The 16,192-nt window shown below is 72.2% G+C and carries 17 protein-coding genes; 8 read left to right on the top strand and 9 right to left on the bottom strand.

The window, feature by feature from the left end; all coding sequences use genetic code 11:
- Positions 1-75: 75 nt before the first annotated feature.
- The 5 genes from BM290_RS04390 to BM290_RS04370 all read right to left on the bottom strand — a co-directional run bounded on the left by BM290_RS04390 (position 76) and on the right by BM290_RS04370 (position 2,436).
- Positions 76-321, bottom strand: a complete 246-nt coding sequence (locus tag BM290_RS04390; RefSeq protein ID WP_093610252.1) for a hypothetical protein — start codon at positions 319-321, stop codon at positions 76-78.
- Positions 318-665, bottom strand: a complete 348-nt coding sequence (locus BM290_RS04385) for a hypothetical protein (protein WP_093610250.1) — start codon at positions 663-665, stop codon at positions 318-320. Before BM290_RS04385 ends, BM290_RS04390 begins: the two co-directional genes overlap by 4 nt.
- Positions 665-1,945: a hypothetical protein gene (locus BM290_RS04380; protein ID WP_093610248.1), complete on the bottom strand. Its 1,281-nt coding sequence runs from the start codon at positions 1,943-1,945 to the stop codon at positions 665-667. The genes BM290_RS04385 and BM290_RS04380 overlap by 1 nt, the downstream gene beginning before the upstream one ends.
- A 76-nt stretch (positions 1,946-2,021) precedes the next feature.
- Positions 2,022-2,219, bottom strand: coding sequence for a hypothetical protein (locus BM290_RS04375; RefSeq protein ID WP_143133611.1), 198 nt, complete (start codon positions 2,217-2,219; stop codon positions 2,022-2,024).
- A 7-nt stretch (positions 2,220-2,226) separates the two neighbouring features.
- The gene (locus BM290_RS04370) at positions 2,227-2,436 is read right to left on the bottom strand and encodes a helix-turn-helix domain-containing protein (RefSeq protein ID WP_093611179.1); all 210 of its coding nucleotides are present in this window, start codon (positions 2,434-2,436) and stop codon (positions 2,227-2,229) included.
- 114 nt (positions 2,437-2,550) lie between these two features.
- Between BM290_RS04370 and BM290_RS04365 the strand changes: the two genes are divergently transcribed.
- The 5 genes from BM290_RS04365 to BM290_RS04345 all read left to right on the top strand — a co-directional run bounded on the left by BM290_RS04365 (position 2,551) and on the right by BM290_RS04345 (position 6,337).
- Complete coding sequence (locus tag BM290_RS04365) at positions 2,551-2,868, top strand: helix-turn-helix domain-containing protein (protein WP_093610244.1); 318 nt, start codon at positions 2,551-2,553, stop codon at positions 2,866-2,868.
- A gap of 136 nt (positions 2,869-3,004) precedes the next feature.
- Positions 3,005-3,709 (top strand): 3-oxoacyl-ACP reductase FabG, encoded by a 705-nt coding sequence (gene fabG, locus BM290_RS04360; protein WP_093610242.1) that lies wholly within the window; start codon positions 3,005-3,007, stop codon positions 3,707-3,709.
- Between the two features lie 32 nt (positions 3,710-3,741).
- Entirely contained in the window at positions 3,742-4,509 is a 768-nt protein-coding gene (fabI, locus tag BM290_RS04355) for an enoyl-ACP reductase FabI (protein WP_093610240.1), read from the top strand.
- Between the two features lie 20 nt (positions 4,510-4,529).
- A complete protein-coding gene (locus BM290_RS04350; protein ID WP_093610238.1) occupies positions 4,530-5,558 on the top strand; it encodes a ferrochelatase in 1,029 nt (342 codons plus the stop codon).
- On the top strand, positions 5,501-6,337 hold the full coding sequence (locus BM290_RS04345; RefSeq protein ID WP_373871028.1) for an HAD-IIA family hydrolase: 837 nt from the start codon (positions 5,501-5,503) through the stop codon (positions 6,335-6,337). Before BM290_RS04350 ends, BM290_RS04345 begins: the two co-directional genes overlap by 58 nt.
- Here BM290_RS04345 and BM290_RS04340 read toward each other — a convergent pair.
- Positions 6,303-6,779, bottom strand: a complete 477-nt coding sequence (locus tag BM290_RS04340; RefSeq protein ID WP_177319576.1) for a signal peptidase I — start codon at positions 6,777-6,779, stop codon at positions 6,303-6,305. The two genes, BM290_RS04345 and BM290_RS04340, sit on opposite strands and share 35 nt — an antisense overlap.
- Before the next feature lie 129 nt (positions 6,780-6,908).
- Between BM290_RS04340 and BM290_RS04335 the strand changes: the two genes are divergently transcribed.
- The 3 genes from BM290_RS04335 (at position 6,909) to BM290_RS04325 (ending at position 9,121) form a co-directional block, all read left to right on the top strand.
- Positions 6,909-7,331, top strand: a complete 423-nt coding sequence (locus BM290_RS04335; protein WP_093610232.1) for an NUDIX domain-containing protein — start codon at positions 6,909-6,911, stop codon at positions 7,329-7,331.
- Positions 7,328-7,735 carry an NUDIX hydrolase gene (locus BM290_RS04330; protein ID WP_093610230.1) on the top strand — a complete coding sequence of 136 codons (408 nt, stop codon included), beginning with the start codon at positions 7,328-7,330 and terminating at the stop codon, positions 7,733-7,735. Before BM290_RS04335 ends, BM290_RS04330 begins: the two co-directional genes overlap by 4 nt.
- Positions 7,736-7,912: 177 nt before the next feature.
- Positions 7,913-9,121 (top strand): M20 metallopeptidase family protein, encoded by a 1,209-nt coding sequence (locus tag BM290_RS04325; RefSeq protein WP_203779161.1) that lies wholly within the window; start codon positions 7,913-7,915, stop codon positions 9,119-9,121.
- A 421-nt stretch (positions 9,122-9,542) separates the two neighbouring features.
- Here BM290_RS04325 and BM290_RS04320 read toward each other — a convergent pair whose 3' ends face one another.
- The 3 genes from BM290_RS04320 to BM290_RS04310 all read right to left on the bottom strand — a co-directional run bounded on the left by BM290_RS04320 (position 9,543) and on the right by BM290_RS04310 (position 16,140).
- The gene (locus BM290_RS04320) at positions 9,543-14,729 is read right to left on the bottom strand and encodes an Ig-like domain-containing protein (RefSeq protein WP_093610226.1); all 5,187 of its coding nucleotides are present in this window, start codon (positions 14,727-14,729) and stop codon (positions 9,543-9,545) included.
- A 125-nt stretch (positions 14,730-14,854) separates the two neighbouring features.
- Positions 14,855-15,352 (bottom strand): NUDIX domain-containing protein, encoded by a 498-nt coding sequence (locus tag BM290_RS04315; protein ID WP_093611177.1) that lies wholly within the window; start codon positions 15,350-15,352, stop codon positions 14,855-14,857.
- Positions 15,353-15,357: 5 nt separating this feature from the next.
- Positions 15,358-16,140 (bottom strand): hypothetical protein, encoded by a 783-nt coding sequence (locus tag BM290_RS04310; protein WP_093610224.1) that lies wholly within the window; start codon positions 16,138-16,140, stop codon positions 15,358-15,360.
- Positions 16,141-16,192: the final 52 nt, after the last annotated feature.

Below are 16,192 nucleotides of genomic sequence, written 5' to 3'. Positions count from 1 at the left end.
ACCCGAGTCCGAGCGGGTCCGGCCAATGGCGGGCGACGCGAATGGCAGGGGACCTGCGCCGCCCGGTCGGGAAGATCAGGGGGAAGCGGTCGCCAGCTCGCCGAGGATCCGGCCGCCGTTCCGCTCGACCACCACGAACGCGTGCCACACGCACAGGTCCGCCTGATGGACGGTCATCCGCCCGCGCTGCCGGATCGCGAGGAGCACCCGGTGGTAGGCAGGGCTCTCGCACTGCTCCGGCACGTTCAAGGTCCAGCCCTCGGCCTGAGCGAGCAGCACCAGCAGCTCCGGGTTCGCGCACAGCGGCCGGCGGGCGCTCACCGGGAGGCCTCGCTGGGCTGGTAGTCCTGCTCGCGGACCACCCGGACCCGGTCCATGCCCCAGCCGACCATCTCGTCGAAGCGGGCCATCGCCGTCTCACGGTCGATCGACTCCGACGCGATCGTGATCGGCCCGGCCGGAGACGGCAGCGTCCGCAGCACCCGGAACCCGCCCGCCAACCGCGTCTTGCAGGCGTCGCAGGTCACCTCAAGGCGGTCAGTCGTCGCGAGGTCGAGGAACGGCAGGTCGGGCCAGGCGATGCCGCACGCGGTCGGCTGACGGAACTCGGGCACGTGGTGGATCGGGGCCGGGGTGCGGGCGGCCTCGCCGCGATGCAGGCCCATCAGCGGGCCTCACTCACCGGCTCGACGACCAGCAGCTCAGCCGCGGCCTTCAACGCGGCCTCGGCCCGCGCCGGGTCCGTGCCGGGCGCAACGATCACCTCATGCTCGGTCCACCGCGACACGACCTCGGTCGTCGACGGCCGGCCCGCCAGGTAGTCGAACGACCAGCGGTTCTCGTACCGGCTGGCGAACATCGCCTCCCGGCACCCGTCGTACGTCGGCGCGACCACCGTCACGTAGCGGCCGACCAGCTCCCGGCCGCTGTCCCGGTCGATCTGGCCGTAGCCGAACGAGAAGTAGGTGACGACCGGCGTGGTGCCGGCCAGCGGGCCACGCGACTCGTCGGCCGCCTTGGTCAGGCCGGTCGGCGACGTCGCCGCCTCGATGTGGAAGGCCAGCTGCGCACTCGCCTCGGCGAGAGAGTCGAAGCCGTCGAACGTGGCCTCCCCGCACGCGCACTCAACGCCGCACTCGCCGGGCCCGTCGCCCTTCCAGCCGCGCACCTCGTAGTGCCCGACCGGGGTCTCGTCGACCAGCTGGCCGCCGTCGACCACGCCGCCCGTTTGGACCGGACCGCCACGCGCCGGCGACACCGGCGTCGGGTCATCCTGCTCACGGGAGTAACCGAAGCCCAGGTCGTCGACCGGAGCGCAGGCCTCGCCGGGAATATGGCCCAGCCTCCCGGACTGGATCTCCCGCATCGACTCGCCGCAGGTCTCGCACCGCTCGTCCTCGACGACCGGCTCGGCCGGGCGCCCGGCCTTGTGCCAGGCCACGATGACGTACTCGGTCGCCCCGACCTCGCGGGTCGCCGTGATGTGCTCGTTGTCCTGCATGACCTTGCCGTCGAACAGTCCGGCGAGCCGCCGGACCTCGGCCACGCCCTCGGCGCCGCTGTTCCAGACGTCACCGTGCGGGTTGAGCGACGCCTGCATTCGAATGTTGGTCACGGGCAGCGCCGGGTGCTGCTCCAGGAAGTCGGCGAAAGCCCGGATGTCGGCGATCCGCTCGGCGCGCTCTGCGGCGGCTTTCGCCTCGGCCAGTCGCTCGGCGGACAACACGGGCACCGTCTGAGTCGCGTTGTCGAAGAAGCTGGCCCGGGGGTCGCTGAGGCCTCGCGGGCGGTAGAGGATCACCGCGGAGCCCTGGTAGGCCTCGACGTGCAGCACCTCGGCCTCGCCGTGGTCGCAGCCGTCCTCGTCGATCGCCTGAATCCAGGTGCCGCGCGTCAGCTTGGCGACCGGGATCTCTTCCGGTTCAGGTACGGTCTGGGTAGTCACTGGACGTCCTTTCTTCGCGGGGAGTTCTGTCCGGTGCACCGCGCCGTCCGGTGGCATCCGGGCGGCGCGATCTATGTCAGGGGAGCGGCAGGCGCATCACGCCGAGGCCGGGGACCTCACCGACCCACCAGCGCGAGACCTGGCCGAACCACGGCTCCAGGTCGTCGGCGATCACTTCGGCTTCGGCAGCCACCACGGCCGTTTCGGGCCGGACGGCGGGCGAGGTGTCGACGGACCGGAAGGTGCCGGATGCGTCGGCCCGGGTCGTCTCCACGGCCACATCAGGCCGCGGTGTTGCCGGCGAGGATCGCGTCGATGACCTCGCGCCGGAAGCGCCGCTGACCGGACGGGAGCGTGATGCAGGCGATCCGCCCGTCACGCGCCCAGCGATTCACGGTCTCGTCGCTGACGCCACCCAGTGCCTCCCCGGCCTCCTTGGCCGTGAGGAGCTCCGGCTTAGAAGCTGTCTCTTGCGGGGGAACCTGTGTCATGCACAGCATCATGGTCCACAGCAAGAACCTGTGTCAAGCACAGGTTGCTGGCTATTCATGCCAGTCTCTGTCCATTGCATTGCGATCTGTGCCATGCCCCGTAAGCTGTGCCCTATGACAGCCGTGCATGGGGAGCCCTCGCCCGCGAACGAGGGGACCACCGGCGGGGGATGGACCGTCGACGACACCACCTTCGGCGCCCGCCTCGCCCTGGTCCGCCAGCGCATGCAATGGAACATCAAGGAGGCCGCCAAGGAGTGCGGCCTCCCGCCCGCATCCTGGGGCACCTGGGAGAACGGCGCCATGCCCCGGAAGTACACCGAGGTATGCGAGAAAATCGCCCGCCGAACCGGCGCCGACTTCGTCTGGCTTATCGCCGGGCCAGGCGGAAAGAACCGCAGCACAGGCGCGGGCTCATTTAACGCAACTTAAGAAAATCGGCCCGGCACTGAACGGGGTGTAAGTCGGCGGGACCGTCCCTCGGGGGTGGGACGGCGGGCCGATAGTCTCGCTCTTCAGGGAGCTCCTGTGACCCTGAGTGAGTGAAGCCTGTCGAATGGAGTGTGTTGTGGCTCGCACCGTTCTGGTGACCGGAGGAAACCGCGGTATCGGCCTGGCCATCGCCCAGGCTTTCGCGAAGCAGGGCGACCGGGTGGCCGTCACCCACCGTGGTTCCGGCGCGCCCGAGGGCCTGTTCGGCGTGCAGTGTGACATCACCGACTCGGAGGCCGTCGACGCCGCGTTCACCGCTGTCGAGAACGAGCTGGGCCCGGTCGAGGTGGTCGTCGCCAACGCCGGCATCACCGACGACACCCTGCTCCTGCGGATGAGCGAGGAGCAGTTCGAGCGGGTCATCGACACCAACCTGACCGGCGCGTTCCGGGTCGCCAAGCGGGCCAGCGCCAAGATGCTGCGCGCCAAGTGGGGCCGGATCATCTTCATCTCGTCGGTCGTCGGGCTGTATGGCGGTCCCGGCCAGGTGAACTACGCGGCGAGCAAGGCCGGCCTGGTCGGCATGGCCCGCAGCATCACGCGGGAGCTGGGTGGCCGCAACATCACGGCGAACGTGGTGGCCCCCGGCTTCATCGAGACGGAGATGACCGCCGTCTTGTCCGACGCGCGCAAGGCCGAGATCATCAAGGCCGTCCCGGCGGCGCGTCTCGCCTCCACCGACGAGGTCGCCGCGGCGGTCACGTTCCTGGCAAGCGACAGTGCGGCTTACATCTCGGGCGCCGTGCTGCCGGTCGACGGTGGCCTCGGAATGGGCCACTGAAAGCTCGGGAAACTTTTTCAGGAGAGTACTAAGTGTCTGGACTGCTGGCCGGAAAACGGCTGCTCATCACGGGTGTCATCACCGACGCCTCGATCGCCTTCTCGGCGGCGAAGATCGCCCAGGAGCAGGGGGCGACGGTCGTGCTGACCGGCTTCGGCCGCCTGTCCCTGGTGGAGCGGATCGCCAAGCGGCTGCCGGAGCCGGCGCCGGTCATCGAACTGGACGTGACGAACGAGGAGCACCTCGCCGGGCTGGCCGACAAGGTCCGCGAGCACGTCGACGGGCTGGACGGCGTGGTCCACTCGATCGGCTTCGCCCCGCCGAGCTGCCTCGGTGGCGGCTTCCTGGACGCGCCGTGGGAGGACGTGGCCACCGCCGTCCACGTCTCCACGTACTCGTACAAGTCGCTGGCCAAGGCGGCCCTGCCGCTGATGTCGTCGGGCGGCAGCATCGTCGGCCTGACCTTCGACGCGACCAGCGCGTGGCCGGTCTACGACTGGATGGGCGTGGCCAAGGCCGGGCTGGAGTCCGCCTCCCGTTACCTGGCGCTGCACCTGGGCAAGCAGGGCATCCGCAGCAACCTGGTGGCGGCCGGCCCGCTGCGCACCATCGCCGCCAAGTCGATCCCCGGCTTCGAGCAGTTCGAGGACGCGTGGGCGGAGCGGGCGCCGCTCGGCTGGGACCTGTATGACACGGCGGCCGCGGGCAAGGCGATCTGCGCTCTGCTGTCCGACTGGTTCCCGGCCACCACGGGTGAGGTTGTACACGTTGACGGGGGTTACCACGCGATCGGTGCGTGACCCGGTGGCAGGATGGTCGGGTGGTTTACGACGCGTTCGTCCTGCTCTCTTTCGGCGGGCCCGAGAAGCCCGATGACGTGATGCCGTTCCTGCGCAACGTGGTGCGCGGGCGCGGCGTCCCGGACGAGCGCCTCGCCGAGGTGGCTGAGCACTACATGCACTTCGGCGGGGTGTCCCCGATCAATCAGCAGTGCCGCGACCTGCTCGCGGCGATCGATGCCGAGTTCGCGGCGCACGAGGTCGGCCTGCCGACCTACTGGGGCAACCGCAACTGGCATCCGATGCTCGCCGACACCCTGGCGCGGATGCGCGACGACGGTGTCGAGCATGCGCTCGGCTTCGCCACCAGTGCGTATGGCGGGTATTCCTCCTGCAAGCAGTATTGGGAGGACATCGCCGCCGCCCGGGCGCACGTCGGCCCGCGCGCTCCGCGGATCGCCAAGCTGCGGCAGTTCCACGACGACCCCGGCTTCGTCGGCCCGCACACCGAGGCCGTGACCACGGCGCTCGCCGAGCTCGACCCGGCCCGGCGGGCCACCACCCGGCTGGTCTTCACCGCCCACTCCATCCCGGTGACCATGGCCGAGACCGCCGGCCCGACCGGCGGGCGCTACAACGCCCAGCTGGAGGAGACCGCGCGCCTGGTGCACGCGGCCGCCGCCGCGGACCTGCCCTACGACCTGGTCTGGCAGAGCCGGTCCGGCCCGCCGCAGGTGCCGTGGCTGGAGCCGGACATCAACGACCACCTCGAAGCCCTCGCGGCCAAGGGCGTGACCGATGTGGTGGTCAGCCCGATCGGTTTCGTCTCCGACCACCTCGAGGTCATCTGGGACCTGGACAACGAGGCCAAGGACACCGCCGAGCGGCTCGGCCTGGGGTATGCGAGGGCCGTGACCCCCGGCGTCCACCCCGACTTCGTATCCATGATCCGCAGACTGGTACAGGAGCGGACCGGCGACCGGTCGCGGGAGTCGCTCGGTACGCTCCCGATCTGGGACGTCTGCCCCGCGGACTGCTGCCCCCCACCCGCGCGACGAAAGGCGTCCTGATGAAGGAGCGCAAGGCGATCGAGAGCTGGCTCACCGACATGGACGGTGTGCTCGTCCACGAGGGTGAGCCGGTGCCGGGCGCACCCGAGTTCGTCAACCGGATGAAGGAGAGCGGCAAGCCGTTCCTCATCCTCACCAACAACTCCATCTACACGCCGCGTGACCTGCAGGCCCGTCTCTACCGGATGGGCTTCGACGTCGACGAGACCTCGATCTGGACGGCGGCGCTCGCGACCGCGCAGTTCCTCGCCGACCAGCGGCCCGGCGGCACCGCCTACGTGATCGGCGAGGCCGGCCTGACCACCGCGATGCACGCGGCCGGCTACATCCTCACCGAGTTCGAGCCGGACTACGTGGTCCTCGGCGAGACCCGCACCTACAGCTTCGAGGCGATCACCAAGGCGATCCGGCTGATCAGCGCGGGCTCACGGTTCATCTGCACCAACCCGGACGCCACCGGCCCGTCCAACGAGGGCCTGCTCCCGGCGGCCGGCTCGGTCGCGGCGATGATCTCCCAGGCCACCGGCGTGAAGCCGTACTTCGTGGGCAAGCCCAACCCGATGATGATGCGCTCGGCGCTCAACGCGATCGGCGCGCACAGCGAGACCACCGCGATGATCGGCGACCGGATGGACACCGACGTCCTGTGCGGTCTCGAGGCGGGGCTGGAGACGATCCTGGTGCTGACCGGCATCAGCAGCAGGCTGGAGAGCGAGACGTACCCGTACCGGCCGTCCCGCATCATCAACTCGGTCGCCGATCTGATCGACGAGATCTAGACCACAACCACCACAGCAGGGGTACGAGAAGAGCCGGCGCCGTCACGACCAGGCGCCGATACCCGCCCTCGATCCACCACAGCACCGGCAGCCCCAGGTAGGGCACCCGAAGCCGCCACACCCCGGTGACCGTCTCGGCCGGCACCGGGGTCGCGTCGGCGATCCGGTTCGCGTCCCCTTTGGTGACGAGCCGCCCGTCCCCGGCGACCCGGACGATGCGGTGCAGCACGTATCGGCCGGGCCGGCGCGGGTCGTGGAACCGGATCACCCGCCCCTCCCGCAGCGGGCTCCCGCCGACCGGCGCGGTGACCACGACGTCGCCCGCCTCGACCAGCGGGCTCATCGACCCGGAGATCACCACCGACGACGACCATCCGAGCCGCGCCGGGACCGTGCCGCAGACCAGCAGCACCCCCACCGCGGCCAGGAGAATCCGGGTCACATGTATCCGGTCGGCCGGAACGGTCCCCGGCTGAGCCCGGTCACGGCGCTGGGATAGCGTTCTGCCGTGCCGTGGGAAGAGTCGTACCTGGGAAGATTACGGGCGATCACCGGGAGCGAGCCGGTCCTGATGACCATCGGGGCCAGAGCCGTGGTCCGCGACCCCGACGGCCGCGTCCTGCTGATCCGGCGCAACGACAACGGCCGCTGGGCGTTGCCGGCCGGCACCATGGAGCTCGGCCAGACGCTGCGTGACTGCGCGATCCGTGAGGTGTATGAGGAGACCGGCCTCACCGCGCACACCGTCACCCCGTTCGCCCTCTACTCCGGCGAGGACCTGCACACCAACGTGTTCGGGGCGACGTACCAGCACGTGTCGCTCGCCGTGCGCGTCGATTCGTGGTCCGGTGAGCTGGTCCGGGTCACCGACGAGACGCTGGACGCCGGGTTCTTCGCGCCCGGCGCGATGCCGGAGGACCTGTCCGGCGCGGTGCCGGTGACCCTCGACCATCTGGCCCGCTTCGAGGCCGGCGACCCGTTCGTGCTCGCATGACCGCCGTGGACGTCGTCGTCGCGGCGGCCTGGGTGCACGTGCGGGACCGGCGGGTCCTCACCGTGCGGGCGGCCGGCTCGGACGCGTTCTACCTGCCCGGCGGCAAACCGGAGCCGGGCGAGACCGACGCCGAGGCCGCGGCCCGCGAGGTGCTCGAAGAGGTGGGCCTGGTCGTCGAACCGGCGACGATGCGGCCGTTCGTCACCATCGACGCCGAGGCGCACAACCGCCCGCCCGGCACCCGCGTCCGCCTGGTGTGCTTCACCGGCGCCGCCGACGGCGTCCCGGCGGCTGCCGCCGAGATCGCCGAGCTCGGCTGGTTCACCTCCGCCGACCGGCCCCGCTGCGCCCCGGCGATCCGGCTCCTGCTGGACGAGCTGCTCGAGGCCGATCTGATCGACTAGCGCCGTCCCGGTCGGGTCGCCGGGGGTGGTGCTGGTACTACCTTCGGGCGGGTGTCTGCCCCATCGTGCCCGGGAGCGAATCGCGACAGGCTGAACCACGTCGAACAAGGACGGGGGAAACCGATGCGAAGCTCAGAGGGTCAAGTGGTCAGCCGGCGGGCTGTTCTCGGTGGAGCGATGGCGGCGACCGCGGGGGCGTTGTTCACGTCGACCGAGGCGGCCTCGGCGACCGACGGCGACGCGCTGACCGTGGAGCGGCAGGCTTCCCGGCTGGACGGCGCGCTCGTCGCGTTGCGCCGTGACCTGCACGCCCATCCGGAGCTCTCCGGCCAGGAGCAGCGGACCGCCGCGGTGGTGGCGGCCCGCCTGCGGGCGGCGGGGCTCGACGTCACGACCGGCGTCGGCGGGCACGGTGTCGTCGGCGTCCTGACCGGGACCCGGCCGGGCCGGACGGTGGCGTATCGGGCGGACATGGACGCGGTCGGCCCGGCCGACGGCGCCGGCGGCGCCACCGGCCCGTCCCACCTGTGCGGTCACGACCTCCACACCACGATCGGGGTGGGGATCGCCGAGGTGCTGACCCGGCTGCGGGAGCGGCTGTCCGGCCGGTTGGTGTTCCTGTTCCAGCCGGCCGAGGAGAGCCTGGCCGGCGCCGCCGCGATGATCGCCGACGGCGTCCTGACGGCCACCCGCCCGAGCGAGATCCACGCGCTGCACTGCGGCCCGTTCCCGGTCGGCCGGTTCGCGACGATCGCCGGCATCGGCATGCCCGGCCAGGACAGGGGCCAGATCACCCTGACCGGCGCCGACGCCCCGGCGCGGGCTCAGCGGCTGGCCGAGAGCATCACCCGTATGAGTTCGGTGAAGCGCCCCGCCGATCCGGTCGACCTGCAACAGTTGCTGGCCGACCTGCAGACTCCCGGCGGCCCGCTGGCCCGTTTCGTCTTCGTGCAGGCCCAGGCGGCCGGCACAACCGTGCGGGTGTCGTCCCGGTGCTGGCCGGAGGAGCGCTACCGAGAGGTGCGGGCCGAGATCCGGCGCCGCGCCCGGGCGCTGGGTCCCGCCACCGTGGACTTCCCGTCCGCCCCGTTCCCGGCGATGCACACGCCACGACGCGAGGGCCAGGCCCTCGAGCGCTACCTGCGACGCACGCTGGGCACCGAGCGGGTGGTCCCGTTGCACGCCGCGATCCCGTTCAACGGGGAGGATTTCGCCCACTTCCTGAACCGGATGCCCGGCACCTACACCTTCCTCGGGGTCCGCGCCCCCGGCAGCGGCATCGAGACCGGCTACCCCCACCTGGCCACCTTCAACCCGGACGAGGCCGCCATCGGCCACGGCGTCCGCACCATGTCCACCTGGCTGCTGACCCGCACCCGCCTTTGACGATCCCGGATCGACCGGCAGCGCTGCCCGGTCTCGCCCGAGCGACTCCGGCAGCCGGCCAGATCAAGCCGGCTGGTCGCCAGTGCGGTGGGTCCGGCCGGGCCCGCCGGCTCGTTCCCGATGCCCTCTCGCCCCGTCGGCAGAGACTCTGGCGCCCGCCGGGTTTCCGTCGGCTCGCTGCCGGAGGTCACCGCCGTGTCCGCAGCAGGTGTGGGAGCCGGCTCGGGTTCCTGTCGTGCGGTTGTGTGGCGTCGACCCTGGCTGATCACCGGGAGACCCGTGATCGATGGCCTTCGTGCCCGGGAAGTGAGCGGAGTCAAGGCGACCGATGACTGGTTTGCCGGAAGCGGATCCGGCCGCCTGCTGAGACGGCTGCCGAGCCGCCCGACGCCCTTCGGCAGAGGTTCGCGATGTTGATCGCTCATCGGCGTCGGTGGCGGCCCCGGTCCGGTGGGCCCCACGCGTACAGCACGGCTCCGACGACGCAGGCCAGACAGCTGCCGATGGTGGCGGACACCAGGCCCGGGCCGGTGGTCGGAAGGTCGGGCTCCGGCCCGCCGCCGGGGGACGGTGTGGCTGCCGGTGGTGACGTCCGTGACGGTGTCGTTCCCGGCGGACCGGCCGCGGGTGACGTGGTCGGGTGGCGTGAGGGCGTCCGGCTGACCGGAGCGGTGGGAGCCGGCGGTTCGGCGGTCGGCATCACCGGCGGGGTGGGCGACGGGGTGGGGGTGGCCGGCTCCGGGGTCACCGGGACGGGCGACGGCCCGGCCGGCACGGTCACGATGACGGTGCCGTAGGCGACGTTGCCGTCCGCGTCCACGATCTCGTAACTGAACCGGTCGATGCCGGTGAAGCCGGCCTCCGGCGTGTAGGTGATCGTGCCGTCCGGGTTGAGCTGTACCGTCCCGTGCTGCGGCCGGCCGATCTGTCCCACGGTCGCGGGGCGGCCCCGCTCGTCGGTGCTGGGCAGCGGGATCGTCACCGGCCGGCCGGGTGGTGTCCCGGCCTCGCGGTCCGGGGCGGTCGGTGGCGGGCCGACGGTGATGGTCAGGGTGGCGCCGGTCAGGGCGCCGTCCGCGGTGGCGGCGGTGTAGGTCAGCACGGCGATCCCGGAGAAACCCTGCGGTGGGGCGTAGGTGACGGTCCGGTCGTCGGCCCGGGCGCTGCCGTGGTCCGGTTGTGTCACGGCGACGATCCGCAAGGTGCCGCTGGGGTCCAGGTCGTTGGCGAGCACGGGTACGGTGACCTCGCGGCCGTACGGGGTCGAGCGGGAGTCGGCGACCGCGTACGGAACCTGGTGGGTCACCGTCACCGTCACCGTCGCCTCCGCTGTGCCTCCGTCGTCGTCGCGTATCTCGTACCGGAAATGGTCCTGACCGCTCCAACCGGCCGGCGGCGCGTATCGCACCCGGTCCCCGGACCGGGTTGCGGCGCCGTGCTCGGGCGTGCCGACCGTGGTGAGGCCGAGGGTCTGTCCGGGGTTGTCGTCGGTGTCGTTGGCCAGCACGTCGATCACCACCGCATGGTCGGCGAGGGCCGCGGCGCTGTCGTCGCGGGCGATGGGGGGAGCGTTCGCGACCTGGACGGTGACCTCCGCGGTGGCGGTGTTGCCGATCGGATCACGGATCCGGTATCGGAAGACGTCGGTGCCGGTGAACCCGGGCCGCGGCGCGTACCGGATGGCGCCGGGGGCCGGCAGAGTGGTGTATCCGTGCGCCGGCGTCCCGGTCCCGACGATCTCCAGTGCCCGCATCTCCGGATCCGAGTCGTTGATCAGCACCGGGACGTCCACCGGCGCGGACGGTCCGGTGGACGCCGTGTCGTCGACCGCCGCCGGGGCCGCGTCGACGGTGATCGCGACGGTGGCCGTGTCGGTGCCGCCCAGGTCGTCGCGCAGCAGGTAGTCGAAGGTGTCCGCGCCGGTGCCGCCGGGTGCGGGGGTGTACTCGAAGGTGCCCGCCGCGGTCGGTACGGCGGTGCCCCGCGGCGCCGTGCCGACGGAGCTGACGGTCAGTGGCTGGCCGGTGTTGGCGTCCCGGTCGTTCTGCAGCACCGCGAGGGTGGTGGTGCCCTGCTGGGCGACGGTGTACGCGTCGTCGGCCGCCACCGGCTCGGCGTTGCGGACCGTGATCGACACGAGGGTGGCCGAGCCGGCCCCGTGCGGGTCGGCGGCCGTGTAGCCGAAGCCGTCGATCCCGGTGAAGCCGGCGTCGGGCAGGTAGCGCAGCGATCCGGCCTGGTCGATGGTGACGGTGCCGTGTGCGGCGGCGGTCCAGCCGGAGACGGTCAGCGGCTCGCCGTTGGGGTCGCTGTCGTTGGCGAGCACGTCGATGCCGGCCGCCGTGTCGGTGTCGGTGACCGCGGCGTCCGGCCGGGCCACCGGAAGGGCGTTGACCAGCTCGATGGTCACGGCTGCGCCCGAGGTGCCGGAGCGGCCGTCGTCGACCGTGTAGTGGAATGCGTCGCCGCCGGACCAGCCGGGCGCCGGGCGGTACTCGACGAGGCGGCCCCTGACGGTCGCTGTGCCGTGCCCGGCCGGAGTGTCGATCGTGATGCTGAGTGGGTCGCCGTTCGGGTCGTCGTCGTTGGCCAGCACGTCGATCACCGAGAGCTGCCCGGTGGGCAGGGTTACCGCGTCGGTACGGGCGACGGGCGCGGCGTTGCGGACGGTGATCGTGATCGTGGCGGTGCCGGTGCCGCCACGGTTGTCGGCGATGGTGACGGTGAACGTGTCGGGCCCGGACCACCCGTCGTCCGGGGTGTAGGTGAGGGTGCCGTCGGGGTTGGGCACGACCACTCCGTGGGCCGCCGCCGTGATGCCGGCGACATGCAGCGGATCGTTGTTGGCGTCGGCGGCGCCGGCGAGCGGGCTGACCGTCACCGGTGTGCGGTAGGCGGTGCTCACTGACGCGTCGGCGCCCACCGGCGCGGCGTTGGCCACCACGACGGTGATCTGCCCGGTCGCCGTGCCCGCGTGGTTGTCGGCGATCGCGTAGCCGAAGACCACGGTCCCGGCGAAACCGGCAGCGGCCTGGTAGACGACGCTGTCGCCGGCCGGCGTGGCGGTGCCGGAGGACGGCGGGTCGACGCCGGTGAGGGTGATCGGGTCGAGGTTGCCGTCGGCGTCGTTGGCCAGCACCGGGATCGTCACGCTGCCCAGGTGGGCGACGGTGGCCAGGTCGTCGCTCGCGGTGGGCGCGGCGTTCGCCACGTCGACCAGGATCTGGGCGCTCGCGGTGTCCCGGCCGTCGCTGATCGTGTAGCCGATGACGGCCTGCCCGACGAACGTGGGCGCCGGCTGGTAGGCGACGGTGCCGCCGCCGGCTGCCCGGACGGTTCCGGCGCCGGCCTGCGGGCCGCTGACCGCGGTCACGGTCAGCGCGTCACCGTTCGCATCGGTGTCGTTGCCGAGCACCGGGACGATCACCTCGGTGCCGGACGGGGTGGCGTCGGCGTCGTCCCGGGCGACCGGCACGGCGTTGGCGGTCCGCACGGTCACCGTCGCCGTCCCGGCGCCGCCGTTCGCATCACCCAGCACGTACGTGAACGTGTCGTCACCGGCCCATCCGGCCGCCGGCGTGTAGGTGATGGTCCCGTCCGCCTCGACCATCGCGGCGCCGTGCCCGGGCGCGGCGCCGATCGCAGCGGTCAGCGCGCTCGCCGGCCCGTCCGGGTCCATGTCGTTGCCGAGCACCGGGATGGTCACCGTCGTCATGGTCGGTGTCGTCGCCGCGTCGTCGACGGCCACCGGCGCACGGTTGACCAGGAAGGCGGCGGTGGCGATGTCGTTGAGGGCGTCGGTGTCGCCGCCCGTGCCGGTCGCCGTCAGCGCCGCCGCCGGGCCGGCGGACGCGGACGCGCCGACCGTCGCCGGGATGACCACGGTGCCCGTCGTTCCGGGCGCCAGCGGCCCGATGGCGCACGTGACCACCTGGGCGAACGCGCCACAGCCGGCGGGCAGGACCCCGGCGGTGACCCCCGGCGGAAGAATCAGCTCGGCCACCGCGGCGTTCTCCAGCGCCGTCCCGTTGTTGGCCACCGTGCCGGTGTAGACGATCGGCCCGGGCAGGGCCGGCCGCTGGAGGACGGCGGGCGCGACCGTCAGCCCGGCGACCAGATCGGTGCCGCCCGCGCTGACCGCGGTGGCCACCGCGGCGGCGGGTCCGGAGACACGCACGGCGGCGGTGTGCCCGGTGTAGCTGAGATCGACCAGGCCGGTGATCGAGTAGCCGGGTGGCACCCCGGAGTCGACCCGGACCCGCAGCAGCGCGTACACCACGCCGGTGCTCGGCACGTCACCGAGAACGAGTTCGGCGCGGCCGCCGCCGAAGGTGCCGGCGTCGTCGCCCGCCGTGTCGGTCGCCGGGGCGCCCCGGACGCGCATCGAGCCCGGCACGTAGGTGGTCCAGGTCGGAACGGCCACGGAGAGGACCGCGTCGTCGGCGGTGTCGAGGCCGTCGTTGCGGACCATGATCAGATACTCGATCTCGTCACCGGGGACCAGGTCGCCACCGTTGACGTCGGTGCCGGTCATGGTGGTGGTCATCCGGGGGGCGTAGAGGTCGATGGCGAACGTGACCACGCCCGGGAAGTAGGTGTCGCTGGTGGTGCTGAGCGTCAGTGTGGCCGAGGTGGCCGCGTGTCCGAGCCGGCCGGTGGCGTCGGCCTGGTCGATGTCCACGCCGAACAGGTTGGGCCAGCCGGGGTCGCGCCCGGCCACGTCGGCGCCGCCGCTGCTGACCGTGCTGTTGAAGAAGTTGTCCGGCGGGTTGGCGCCGTCGCTCACCGCGGTGCCGTCGATCTTCAGCGTGTCACCGATCTTGCCCCGGTCGCCCTCGTAGACGACGGTGCCGATCTCGGCGCGCACGGTCCCGCTGTGCGGGGTCTCGAATCCGCCCACGGTGATGTCGACGGGGCCGGAGGTGCTGCTCACCGAGCCGTAACCGTCGTAGACGCGGAGCGCACGCAGGGCCTGTGCCGGGTTGCGGTAGGCGATGGCCAGTGTCCAGCCGGCGTACCGGTCCTGGCCGAGGCCGGCCTGGATGTCGGCCACCCCGTACACGCCGTTGCCGGCCCCCGCCACCAGCGCTGTCACGTCGGCGAAGCCCTGGTAGCCGCCGCCGCCACCGCCGAACACGGTGGACGCGATCACCGGCTGCCAGGTGGTCACGGGGGTACGGAACAGCACGCGATTGCGGTGCCCCGGGGTCGGTGCGCCGGCGCCGGAGACGCCGGCCGTGGTGTCCGCCGCCCAGTACAGCGCGGCGAACAGCACCGAGCTGCCCGGTGGGACGGCCACCGTGGCCGTGCTGTCGTTGACGGTGGTCACGCCGAGGTCGCCGTCGGCGTCCGCGTTGATCATCAGGTGGCCGTTGTTGTCCAGCGACTCACCCGAGGGACGCAGACCCTGACGTGCGTTGGGGCAGCCGCCGACCGGGGTGCAGACCAGGTTGGCGTTGCCGCGCAGCAGGATCGAGCCGTTGGTGTTGGCGGCGTAGCGCAGTGTGAACGGATTCGTCACCGCGGCCGCGACGGGCCGGGCCACGAGTGCCGTCGCGGTCAGCAGAGTGACATAGATCAGCAGAACCGCGGTTCCGGTCCGGTGCATCGCTCGTCCTCGCGGGCTGCGTCCGGGCCCCGGCGACCCGGCGTGGTTAGTACGCTAACCGCCGCAGACGTGGTAAAGCCTGCTAATACCTGCATATCGGATGGTGCGGCCGATCCGGCCCGCGCTCAGGAGCGGCGCTCGGTGAACCACCGGGTCGCGATGGCCGTGTGGATGCTGAAGCCCAGCTCGGTCGGGCCGTAGAGGACCTCGCGGCTCAACGTCTCGTCCTCGTCCGGAGGCGGGGGCAGGTGCGCTGTGCTCGGCAGCGGGGGCAGCAGCCCGAAGACCAGGATCGTCCCGTCGGGGGCACTGATCGTGTCGTACAGGCGGACCCCCGAGGGGTCTGCCTCCACCCCGGTCTCCTCGCGCAGCTCGCGGACCGTGGCCGTCTGCCATGTCTCGCCGACGTCGATGAAACCGCCCGGCAGGGCGAGCCGGCCCCGGGCCGGCGCGATGCCGCGGCGCACCGCCAGCAGGCCGTGGCCGACCGGCTGGACCGCGACGGCGACCGGGCTCGGATTGAGGTAGCTGGTCTCGCCGCACGCGCCGCACCGGCGGGGCCAGGGCTGACCGGACGGGAACCGCGCGCCGCAGAACGTGCAGTGCGCATAGCGGTCCTGCACGGGCGTCACGGGTGCAGCGGGGAGTTGCAGGCCGCGACCAGCGCCTGACGGCAGGCGGCGGTGAGCGGGCGCAGCGCCTCGTCACGCTGCTGCGCCTCGTAGCCGTTGACGGCCCCGCCGGGCGCGTTGGTCCCGGCCAGGGCGAGCACCTGGTCGAGGACGCTGGCCCGGGCGAACAGGCGGCGCGAACGCGGGTCGAAACCGGGTGGCAGGGTCTCGGTGCTCTCCGGGCGGCGCAACGCCTGCAACGCCCCGGCCAGCTCGGGTTTCCACTGGGCCACGTCCAGTTTGGTGAGCCGGGCGGTGGCCTCGCCGAGCGCGGCGGTCAGCTGTGCCTCGGCCTCGGCGGCGCCCATCTGGAACACCGGGCGGTGCTCGGGCGCCGGCATCACCCGCCACAGCACCGTCTCGAACTCCACACCGGAACCGGACGTGTGCCGCCGCACCTCGGGCACCACCCCGAACGACGGTGTCATCACGGCCTCGCCGGCCAGCAGCGCCGCGCCGGTCAGCTCACCGGGGCCGGGCAGCCCCCGCGGGTCCCCGGGCGCCGGCAGCACCAGGCGGATCTCGTCGGGCCGCAGCTTCGCGAAGATCGGCAGGCCCTGGCCGAGCGGCACATCCGTCCAGGTGCCGGGGGCGTCGGCGACGAGGTGCTCCTCGTCCGCGGCGATCTCGTCGGCCAGCTCGTCGAACGGGACGAGGCCGGCGCGCCAGGCGCGGACCCAGGCGACGAACCTGGTGGACCGGCGTGCGGTACGGGTGGCCGCATCGGCTGCGGGTGACATGCGAGCAAGGGTACGTGGCAGCTATGACAGTTGTCTCGGCTCGGAGCGTCAC

This window comes from Actinoplanes philippinensis, assembly GCF_900113015.1.
GTDB lineage: Bacteria > Actinomycetota > Actinomycetes > Mycobacteriales > Micromonosporaceae > Actinoplanes > Actinoplanes philippinensis.
The sequence above is the reverse complement of the archived record's forward strand: the minus strand, read 5'-3'. Positions and strand labels throughout refer to the sequence as shown.